Raw genomic sequence first — 10,965 nt, forward strand, 5'->3', positions numbered from 1 at the left:
CCTTCAGGTGTATCCGCCCATCTTCCTTCTCTGTACAACTGTACGCATTCTTTTTTAAATTCATAACTATATTTCATAAAAATACCCTCCTTACTGGTTTGTCCAGTAAAGAGGGTACATATCAAAATTCAACACCTTGTTTTTTTATTTTAGTTTATTTGTATTATATTAATATCTTCAAAGCAATCATCTATTTGGAATTTTTTCGGCAAATCCTTGGTCTTCAACGAAGCAAGTGCACATGCATTTGCCATTTCAAAAGACTTTTCATAGTCTGAAGTTCTGATAAATGTCGCGATAAATCCCGCGATTATTGAGTCGATAACAAAATCTCTTTTTTGGTTTGCTATTTCGTCTATTTCAAATGCGTACGTGGAATCTTTTTGGAACAAATACACTTTATTCTCTACAAATGGAACTACGACAAATTTTGAATTCAAACCAGATATTTCATTTTTCCATTTAAGCAAATCAGATTCTGAATCTATTTTCGTTTTAAATAAATGTTCCAAGCATTTTACGCTGATATTTTCAAGAAATGATCCTTCATTTGCAAATTTCTCCAGATAATACTCGTCTATATCAAGTACGAATTGTGCTTTGTTGGCATTGCAGATGGCAATCATTCTTTCGATTACAGTTTCTGTTATATTTTTCGGAAAAGCTGTAGACAAAAACACAGTATCTCCCTCTTTAACTCTTGATAGATAGTATAACAATTCCTGTAGTTCTTGATGAGAAATGCTAGGTCCTTTTGATTCGATTACGGTTTTCGAAGAACCTGTGATTTTGATATTAATTCTAGTATTATCATCAATTCTTATGAACTCAGATTTGATATCTTCTCTTCTTAGCCAATCTTCAACAAATTCTCCAGTAAAACCTCCTGCAAATCCAGTTGCAACAGTCGGAAGTCCAAGTTGTTTTAAAACTCTCGAAACATTGATTCCTTTTCCAGCTGGAAGCATCAAATCAAAATCCGATATATTGTTCTTGTCAAATTCAAAATCCGAAACTTCACTTACAAATTCAAGCGCTGGATTCATAGTAACTGTGTAAATCATTTAATCACCTACATTAATCCCGGAGCAAGTCCAAAAAATAATTTTTGAAGAAGTGTCATAACGACCATAAACACAACAAGTCTTGTTATCACAATTCCAGCTGCATTAAGTCCGTAAACTTTCCACAAATTTTTGTAATCAAATCTATCTACTAAAATAATCGTTGCAAATAATATCAATATTACCAATGAAATTAGATATATAAAAGCGTGTGCACCTAAAAATGTAAACGTGAAAACTGACGAACTAAAACCAACAAGTCCACCTGCTGTTAAAACCCCAAATAAGCTGAATATGAGAGATTCTATAACCGAAAGTAAAACTGAGATATTGTTTCTCAAATCCTTGTCGATTGGTTGATATAATTTCGTTCCTGCTAGTTTAAGTCCCAGACTGTAGGATAAAAGTTTTTGGAAAACATCCAAAACCAACACCGAAACCATAACTACGATTGCTTTTGATTTTTGAGTAAATGTCCAGTGATTTGTAGAATTCATGTAAAAGAATAAAAGCGGCAACGCAGATAACACTACAACCGCAAGTCTCATCGAGAACCTGTAAGGTTGTGTGCCTCCCATCATTTTCTTCAATATTTTAGTAAAGAACAAATTGATTTTGTCAAAAACTTGTTTGCTTTTAACCTCAAAAGTATCCATAAATTGGTCATCATCTTCATCTTCGTCTTCAAACTTATGAATAGTAAACTCATTTGCCGAAGTGAATCTTATCGACTCATCTCTTTTAATTTTTTCTTGTTTTTCGTCATAACCTTTGGTAATAAAAATCGTGTTTTCATAATTTTCTTCAGGTTCTTTTTCATCTTCGTGGTTTATTTTCTTCTCAACTTCTTTGTCGGGATTGAACTTTCCATACTGAGATTTGTTTTTGTTAATCACTTGAAAAATATCTTCAATCCTTTTAGGTTTGTGTTCAGTTTTGTTTTTGTTTATGATATCTTCAGCCTTTTGTTCTTCAGCTGATTTTTCACGATTTTTTATATTAAAAATGTTCATAACATCATCTGAATATGAATAATCTTTGTCTGTAGATGCGTGATTATCTTCTGGTTGTTCTTTTATATCCTTTTGTTCATTCAAACTTTCACGGTATTCTTTCAAATTAAACCCACAATTGTGACAAAAATTCACCGTATCTAACACTTTTTCATTGCAATTAGGACAACGCATTTACTCACCTCCGTAACCATATTATATCACAATACATTATACTCAATTATAACTTTGCCAAATCTTAATATTTGGGCAATAAAATAAGAGATATTTTATATCTCCTATTTTTCAAAGAGTAAATACACATCATGCACGAATATCTAGACTACAAAAATTGTTGATTTCTGAATCTCAAAATCCTAAAATCGTAAGCACGCTTCGCTTACGCGGTACGATTTTGGACGAATTTTTTCGATGTGAAATCAAAGCATTTTTTTCCGTATGATATTCTTAGCATGAATGTGTAATACTCTTTTTCTCTATTTTCTTTTAAACACCATATATCTATAATTCAAATCTTCGTAAGTTTTGATGTCTGACTCTTCCGCTACATAATAATCTTGGTCTTCAAATAAGTTTCTGATTTTTGCATCATATTCAAATTCTGCGTCAACATAAGTGATTACGAATTCATCAACTAAATGTATCAATGATTCAATCGTGTTTGCTCCACCTATCAAATATTCTGTCATTTTGTGGTCTGGGTTGATTTCTTTGAGAGTGCGTAGCAATTCTTCTTCGTTTTTTACGCAAAGCATACCGTCTAAGTCTTTGCTTGTAATTATTATGTTGGTTCTATTTGGTAGAGGTTTTGAATCTGGCAAAGATTCCAATGTTTTTCTTCCCATTATAACGATATTTCCAGTTGTTAACTCCTTAAATCTTTGCATATCTTCAGGAATTGAAAAAAGCATATCTCCATCTTTTCCTATCGCAAAATTTCTATCTACTGCTAATATAACTTTCATTAACAAAAATCTCCCTTCCTTATATTACTTACAATTTCGTTCAATTTTTCCATTGCGTGATTGTCTGTCCAATCAAAATCACCTTCACATATCCTTACGACAAGTATACCCATTTCCTCACAGCAAATATCAAGCATAGTGCTATAGATTGCATTTTGCAAATCAGATGATGAATTAGAAAGTATGCTATTGCATTTGTTTATCCATTTTTCAATACAAAAACCATAGTTTTTATCTCGTGGATAATTCTCAAGTGCAATCTTTCTTTCTTTTGTAAATTTCCTGTTAGCATCATACATAAAACAAAGCTTATTTTCCTCATTATAAGCCATTATGTTGATATCATTGACATATCTTATCAAATCATCTCTGTTTATATTTTCATCTAGTTTATTCAAAACTTCTTTCAAATTTTGGTTGTCTATGTTTGGTTTCAATTCAGAAAAATTCTTGCTAAATTCAATATCTCCACTAAAATACACTCGCAGTATTTTTTTAATAGCATCAATTTGTTCTTTTTCATAATCAGATGCCAAAAAAGTACTGTTTTCCATAAAATCTCCTTTATACTACATCCATTTTTTCTTTTTAAAATAATAAATCATAACACTAGTAATCACAACAGCCGTAACCCAGAACAAAATATATCCGTATTTCCCTTGAAGTTCCGGCATATATTTAAAGTTCATTCCATAGACTCCTGTTAAGAATGTCAAAGGCAAAAATATCGTCGACCACACAGTCAATACCATCATTACTTCGTTAGTTCTGTTAGAGATATTAGTGTCAAATGCATCTATCATGGAGTTAATCATATCGCGATACACTTCTATGAATTCAAGCATTTGGATTATGTGATCGTACAAATCTCTCATGTAAATAGATGTGTTGTGACTTACCAAATTTACTCTGAACTTCGAAATTTCATTGATAACTGAACGCAAAGGCCACAAAGTCTTCCTCAAAAATATTAGGTTTTTCTTCATAGTGTAAAGTTCTCTGAGAATATCGTCATCATGATTAGTCATCATAACGTCTTCCAAATCATCTATGTATTCTCCCAAAATATCAAAAATTTGATAGTAGTTGTCGATGAATGCATCCATTAACAAAAGCAATAGTCCATCTGTAGTTTTCGGTCTAAAAACAGGAATTTTTTCTAACTTGTCCAAAACTCTGTCAAATGATGTGGTTTTATTTTGTTCAACAGTCACTAACAAATTTTCTTTTAATACGAATGACACTTGGTTAAACGACAATTCCTTTACGCTGTTGAACATATCGTAATCCACAGTATCTGTTACCACGAACAAATAATCATCATAAGCTTCCAGTTTTGTCCTTTGTTCCACATCCAACATGTCTTCTATTATAAGAGGATGGATTTTGAATTTTTCTTTCATTTTTATAAAATTATCTGTATCTGATAATCCTGTAATATATATCCAATTTATCCTGTCATCTCTCAATTCGATATCATCGATGTCTGTGGTTTGATGTTTGTCGAAATGATGTTCATCAAAAGTACAAAAAGTAATTTTGGTGTTCTCAAGATTGTTCTCAAGCCTAAGAGTATCTAATATTTCGTTGATTCTATCCTCAAATAATAAATTAGCCAATACTATCTCCTCTTATTCGTCCAATAATTTGTTCGCGTAATTTCTGTATGTCGATTTTGAGTTATCCCCTACAAGTCTGTCGATGATTTTGCCATCTTTTATAAATAAAGTCGTAGGTAGCGGCAACGCTTCGTAATGTGTAATTATCTCATCCTTGTCAATTTCTCTAACTTTTTTAGCTAAATATTCGTAAAATTCTACTTCTCCTTGAAATGATTTTTCGATATCTTCCAAATCTCTTTTCGCTGGAATACATGGACAAATCCCGTCAGCGTGGAAAAATAAAATCTTGTTTCCTTTGTTAAATATCTTAGAGTTAATGTCACTCTTTTTAAATTTTTTCATTTGGTACTATCCTCCAAATCTCTTCTGCATATTCTTTTATAGTTCTATCCGATGAAAATTCTCCGAAATTTGCGATATTCATCAAACTCATCTTCGCCCATTTTTTCTTGTCAGAATAGGTTTGTAAAATCTTTTCGTGAATTTGTTCATAATCGTTGAAATCTTTTAATACGAAGTATTCGTCCAACTTAAAGGATGAATCTCTGTTTACAAGTGAATTGTAAATGTCCAAGAACATAAACGATCCACTATCATTGATCAAATCGCTTAGCAAAGTATCCACAACTCGTTTGATGTTTTCATCCTTATAATAATACTCAACTGGATTGTAAGTGTCTCTGATGGAATTTAATACATCAACAGTTGCTCCAAATGGGAAGTTGTTGTCCTCACCTGCATGATTGAAAATCTCAATATTAGCACCATCGTAAGTTCCCACAGTCAATGCTCCATTTAACATAAATTTCATGTTACCAGTTCCAGAAGCCTCTTTTCCCGCAGTTGAAATCTGCTCACTCACATCTGCTGCAGGATACACCAATTCTCCGATGGATACGTTGAAGTTTTCTAAGAACACAACCTTGATATATTTGTTAACAACATCATCATTGTTCACGAGATTTTTAACTTCATTGATGAATTTTATAATAGCCTTTGCTCTGAAATACCCAGGTGCTGCCTTCGCTCCGAATATATATGTTTGTTTTGGAATATCTGATACTTCGTTGTTTTTGATTTTATAATACAAATTCAAAATGTGAAAAGCATTCAGCAATTGTCTCTTGTATTCGTGAAGTCTTTTAACTTGTATGTCAAAAATAGAGTTCTCGTCCACATCGATATTTTCATGCTCTTTGATGTATTTTTTGAGTCTGATTTTGTTGTGAAGTTTGATTTCCATTAGTTTTTCCAAAACACTCTCATCATCTAGGAATTTTTCAAGCTCCTTTAATTTTGTTAGATCAGTTTTCCAATCTTCTCCCAAAAGTTCTGTTATAAACTGTGTTAGCTCTGGATTTGCATAAAATAACCAACGTCTTGGAGTAATTCCATTTGTTTTGTTGACGAATTTATCCGGATACAAATCGTGCCATGATTTTAATGTCTCGTTTTTCAGAATTTCTGTGTGGATTTTAGCAACGCCGTTAATCTTTACGGCTGTTAATATTGCCAAATGAGCCATATTAACAGTATTGTCCTTCACTATTCTGAGATTGTCTATTCTATCCACAGAATAATACAATCCCACCAAATCGCTGACAAATCTCCTGTCGATTTCAGCGATAATATCCATAATTCTAGGACTCACTTCTTCTACAACATCGACTCTCCATTTTTCCATAGCTTCTTGTAAAATCGTGTGGTTAGTGTAGTTGAACACATTGCTTGTAACATTCCAAGCTTGTTTCCAAGAAAGTTTTTTATCATCCATCAACACTCTCATCATTTCTGGGATAGCCATAACAGGATGAGTATCATTTAATTGGATAGTATTGTATTTTGCAAAATCTTCAAAACTCTCATCATTTGGGAAGTTTTTCTCGTATTTTTCAATTATATCTTGAATTGATGCACTGCAGAAAAAATACTGTTGTTTAAGCCTTAAAACTTTTCCCGGTCTTTGTATATCATTAGGATACAAAACTCGGGTAATATCTTCTGCCCTGTTTTTTTCTTTTACAGAATCATCGTATTGAAAATTGTTGAATTTTTGAAAATCAAATCCGTCATCACATTCTGCCTGCCACAATCTCAAAGTGTTTACAACGTGATTTTTGTAGCCTACAACAGGCATATCATAAGGAACTGCTTTTACGACCTGGTTTTTGTATCTAATGATTTTGGATTCCGATTCTACACGTCTTGACCAAGGATCTTTGTCCAATGTCCAATTGTCTCCGACTTCCATTTGAAATCCGTTGTGAAAATATTGTTTGAAAAGTCCTTGGCGATATCTAACACCATAACCTGTCAACGGATAATCCAAACTCGCTGCACTCTCCATAAAACATGCTGCAAGTCTTCCTAGACCACCGTTACCCAAAGCTGCATCTTCTTCTTGAATTTCCAAATCATTGATGTCGATGTCCAATTCTTTTAAAATTTGTGAATATTTTTCATCCAATCCCATATTCAACAAATTATTCCCCAAAGATCTTCCTATCAAAAATTCCGCGCTAAAATAGTAGGCGTTTCTAATATGTTTGTGTTTGTCAGAAGTTTTCTTCCAATCATCAGCCAATTCGTTCATTATTATTTTAGAAAAAGCTATATATTTTTCTTTTTCAGTAGAAGTTTGCAAATCTTTCCCAAACAAATTAAATAAGTTTTTTTCAAATTGCAACAAAAATTCTTCCTTTTCCATAAAATCCTCCTATTCTCAGCTCAACTATATTTTACCACATTTGTAAAATAGTCCTATTAAGTTTGTATTGTTTTTTATTAAAATCAACAAAAATGATACATTTTTCTATTTTATTGATATAATGATTTAGTTATAGTAATATATTAATGAGTCACAAGAAAGGACAAAAATTATGCAAAAAAATATATATGTATTATATGGCGGTCCTAGTACTGAACACGAAGTAAGTATCACAAGTGCTAGAACATTAATAAATAATTTATCAAAAGAAAAATATAACGTAAGTGCGATTTTCGTTCGCCGCGATAAAAAATTCATAATGAAAGAAAACATAACTGAAGAAATAAAATCCGACGACGAATTAGTGCTTGACACTGAGCTTTCTGTAATAGAATCTGTCAGCGAGTGTATCAGAAAAATCAATCCAGAAAACACTGTAATATTTCCTGCAATTCACGGAAGTTACGGTGAAGATGGAACAATCCAAGGTTTCATAAAAGTTTTGGATTTGCCATTTGTAGGATGTAATGTGTTGGGTTCTGCACTTTGCATGGACAAAGGATACACTAACGATATTTTCGAATTGAACAAAATTCCTCAAGCAAAATACGTAGTACTTTGCAAAAACGACGATTACAATTTGAAAGAAATATTCGACAAAACATCCAAGGCAGTTTATGTAAAACCATGTAACGCTGGTTCATCTGTTGGCGTTATGAGAGCAGAAACAGAAGAAGAATTGGAAAAAGCAATTCAAAACGCATTCCAATACGACAGAAGAATTTTAGTTGAAGAAGAAATCATTGGACCAGAACTTCAGATAGCAGTTATGGGCAATGACAATCCAGTTGCATCACGTCCGGGTGTATATCAAATACACGATGTAGAGTTTTTCGATTACGATGCAAAATATAACGATTCAAAAACAGAAATGCTTACACCATTTCCAATGGATGAAAAATTAGAATTAAAAGCAAGACACTTGTCAGAAAAAGTGTACAAATTAATGAGTTTGTCAGGATTTTCAAGAGTTGATATGTTCGTAAAAGACGATGAACTTTGGGTGAACGAAATTAACACAGTTCCAGGACTTACTCCACATTCAATGTTTCCAGTTTTGTGGAAATGCACTAACGATATGAGTGTTTCAGAAGTATTCGACAACTTAATTGATTTGGCTGTTGAAGAATACGAAAAAAATAAAGCATATAAGTTAGAGAGGTAAATATGTTAACAAGAAATTTAAAAACAATAACAGAACTTACTAACACGATTATAAACGAAAAATACCATGATGTAATGGTAAAAGGTATCTCCACAGATACAAGAACTATTCAAAAAGACAACATGTTCATCGCTCTTAGAGGAGATAATTTCGATGGACAAAATTACATAGAGATGGCTTTTGAAAAGGGCGCATCTTGTTGTGTAGTTAACAGGGATTACAGAAACATCAACGATTATCCAGTAATCGAAGTAGATGATACAAAAGAATTTATGATGGATTTAGCTAGAGGATACATCAACAGTTTGGATTGCAAAGTAATCGCCATCACAGGGTCTAACGGCAAAACAACTACAAAAGATATAATGAGTTCTTTATTAAAAGAAAAGTACAAAGTCGTTAAAACACAAAAAAATTACAACAACGAAATCGGATTATCCAAGACGATATTTGACATAGATGATGATACTGAAGTTGCTGTCCTTGAAATGGGAACTGAAAACTTCGGAGAAATCAGACAATTGACAAACATCGCGCATCCCGACATCGCAATGATTACAAACATTGGCGACAGTCACCTATTGAATTTGAAAACAAAAGAAAACATTGCAAGAGCGAAATTCGAAATCCTTGAAGGCTTAAAAGAAGATGGAATATTTATTTTAAATAATGATGATCCAATTCTTATAGAAGTAAAACAAGAATACAAATTACCAGAAAAAACCATAACTTTTGGAATAAAACCAGACAGCGATTATAGAATGGAAATGATCAAGGCCGATGAAACAGGATCGACTTTTTCAATCAACGACCACGTGTTCAACATAGAATTGTTGGGACATCATCAAATGTACAACGCTACAATGTCAATAATAGTAGCTGAACTTATGGGATTGGATTATTCTGATATTGCAAAAGGACTTAAAAATATCGAATTAACCGGAATGAGAAACGAACTTATCCTACTAGATAAATTCCATATTTTAAACGACAGTTACAAATCAAATCCACAATCATTGACAAGCTGCCTAGAAACAGCTTACGGATTGCACGGCTATTCTAGAAAAATTGCCGTATTAGGTGATATGCTAGAACTTGGAGATAACGAAATAACTCTTCACAAAAATATCGGTAAATCAATCAATCCAGAAAAAATCGACTACGTATTGGCAACTGGACCATTAGCAGAAAACATAATCAAAGGAGCAAGGACAAACTTTGCAGAAGACAAAGTGTTCTACTTTGAAACAAAAGAAGAATTGCTAGAAAAATTGCAAGAATTAATCGTGGACAACACATTAGTTTTAGTAAAAGCATCTCATGCAATGCAATTCGATAAATTAGTCGAACAAATAAAAGAAATATAAAATAAAAATGTGAACTAAGTTTTCTTAGTTCACATTTTTCTTATTCACTAACTTGACTATCATCAGTATAAAATTCAAATACTCCTGGGAATAATTGCTTTATTTTTTCTTGTACATCTTTATCTCTATAACATTTTGCAAAGTCCACTGCCCATTTTGCATTGACATTCTCTTTCTTTACAAAAGGTCCCATAGGATAATTTATCATTTCATCATCACGAGCAAGATACTTTGATGGGTCTTTTTTGGCATTAGACATATGTGTAAAGAAAATACACGCTGCATCAACATCCGATAAACTAGAAACTAATTGAGCTTGTTCAATTTCTTTTATTTTTAAATTCTTTTTATTTTCTACTATATCCGCTACAGTTGCAAGCTTTGCATTTTGATCAATTTTAATCAAACCAGATTTTTCTAATATTCTCAAAGCAATATTTTCATTCATCGCATCATTCATAATAGCAATGCTTCCATTTTCTGGAATATCTTCAATTTTACTATATTTTTCTGAATATAGTCCAATTCCTGTATACATACCATATGGCTTTACTAAATCCAAATCAGCATTATTATTTTTATTAAAACTCATAACATATTTTTTATGTTGAGCTATAGAAATATCTATATCTCCGTTTTGTAATGCTTCTAATGGTATTTGATTAGAATCAAACATCTTGAATTCTGTTTTATATCCCATTTCCTTGTATTTTTCGGCTAATGGTTCATAATATACTTGAGATAATGCAGTACCTCCTATTACAACTTTTTCTTTATTCATTTCTCCTGAATTATTTTGTGTTTTTTTGCCACAAGCTACAAGTAAAAACATTAATGTAGCTAATAATACAACTTTTAAAAATTTATTTTTCATATTACCTCCTCGTATATTATAGTTGTAGTAATTAATACTACATTTTGTTCTCTATCCCACTTTCTTATGGGATAATAATTGTATAGATAGAGGTCGTAGTTAACCTCCTTGAAGCTAGTCTTCCCAAT

The 10,965-nt window shown here is 32.2% G+C and carries 10 protein-coding genes; 2 read left to right on the plus strand and 8 right to left on the minus strand.

The features are described from left to right. Positions 1-149: 149 nt before the first annotated feature. From ACU68W_RS09030 to ACU68W_RS09060, 7 genes are all read right to left on the minus strand, one after another. Entirely contained in the window at positions 150-1,064 is a 915-nt protein-coding gene (locus tag ACU68W_RS09030; RefSeq protein WP_094223119.1) for a 1-phosphofructokinase family hexose kinase, read from the minus strand. A gap of 8 nt (positions 1,065-1,072) precedes the next feature. Next, complete coding sequence (locus ACU68W_RS09035; RefSeq protein ID WP_094223118.1) at positions 1,073-2,251, minus strand: zinc-ribbon domain-containing protein; 1,179 nt, start codon at positions 2,249-2,251, stop codon at positions 1,073-1,075. A gap of 302 nt (positions 2,252-2,553) precedes the next feature. Beyond that, positions 2,554-3,042, minus strand: coding sequence for a dihydrofolate reductase (locus tag ACU68W_RS09040; RefSeq protein ID WP_227930617.1), 489 nt, complete (start codon positions 3,040-3,042; stop codon positions 2,554-2,556). Then, on the minus strand, positions 3,042-3,596 hold the full coding sequence (locus tag ACU68W_RS09045) for a hypothetical protein (protein ID WP_002835645.1): 555 nt from the start codon (positions 3,594-3,596) through the stop codon (positions 3,042-3,044). Before ACU68W_RS09045 ends, ACU68W_RS09040 begins: the two co-directional genes overlap by 1 nt. Before the next feature lie 15 nt (positions 3,597-3,611). After that, positions 3,612-4,661, minus strand: coding sequence for a magnesium/cobalt transporter CorA (gene corA, locus ACU68W_RS09050; protein ID WP_094208183.1), 1,050 nt, complete (start codon positions 4,659-4,661; stop codon positions 3,612-3,614). 12 nt (positions 4,662-4,673) lie between these two features. Further along, positions 4,674-5,006, minus strand: a complete 333-nt coding sequence (locus ACU68W_RS09055) for a thioredoxin family protein (protein WP_446756419.1) — start codon at positions 5,004-5,006, stop codon at positions 4,674-4,676. Next, a complete protein-coding gene (locus tag ACU68W_RS09060) occupies positions 4,993-7,371 on the minus strand; it encodes a glycogen/starch/alpha-glucan phosphorylase (RefSeq protein ID WP_446756420.1) in 2,379 nt (792 codons plus the stop codon). Before ACU68W_RS09060 ends, ACU68W_RS09055 begins: the two co-directional genes overlap by 14 nt. Before the next feature lie 172 nt (positions 7,372-7,543). Here ACU68W_RS09060 and ACU68W_RS09065 point away from each other — a divergent pair, with 172 nt between their 5' ends. Together ACU68W_RS09065 and ACU68W_RS09070 are read left to right on the plus strand one after the other, a co-directional pair. Continuing rightward, positions 7,544-8,596 (plus strand): D-alanine--D-alanine ligase family protein, encoded by a 1,053-nt coding sequence (locus ACU68W_RS09065; protein ID WP_094223115.1) that lies wholly within the window; start codon positions 7,544-7,546, stop codon positions 8,594-8,596. Between the two features lie 2 nt (positions 8,597-8,598). After that, entirely contained in the window at positions 8,599-9,963 is a 1,365-nt protein-coding gene (locus ACU68W_RS09070) for a UDP-N-acetylmuramoyl-tripeptide--D-alanyl-D-alanine ligase (RefSeq protein ID WP_094223114.1), read from the plus strand. Between the two features lie 40 nt (positions 9,964-10,003). On the opposite strand, the gene ACU68W_RS09075 is transcribed toward ACU68W_RS09070, so the two are convergent. Beyond that, the gene (locus tag ACU68W_RS09075; protein ID WP_094223113.1) at positions 10,004-10,837 is read right to left on the minus strand and encodes a MetQ/NlpA family ABC transporter substrate-binding protein; all 834 of its coding nucleotides are present in this window, start codon (positions 10,835-10,837) and stop codon (positions 10,004-10,006) included. Positions 10,838-10,965 lie beyond the last annotated feature (128 nt).

This window comes from Finegoldia sp. P2-F-LR (assembly GCF_052932265.1).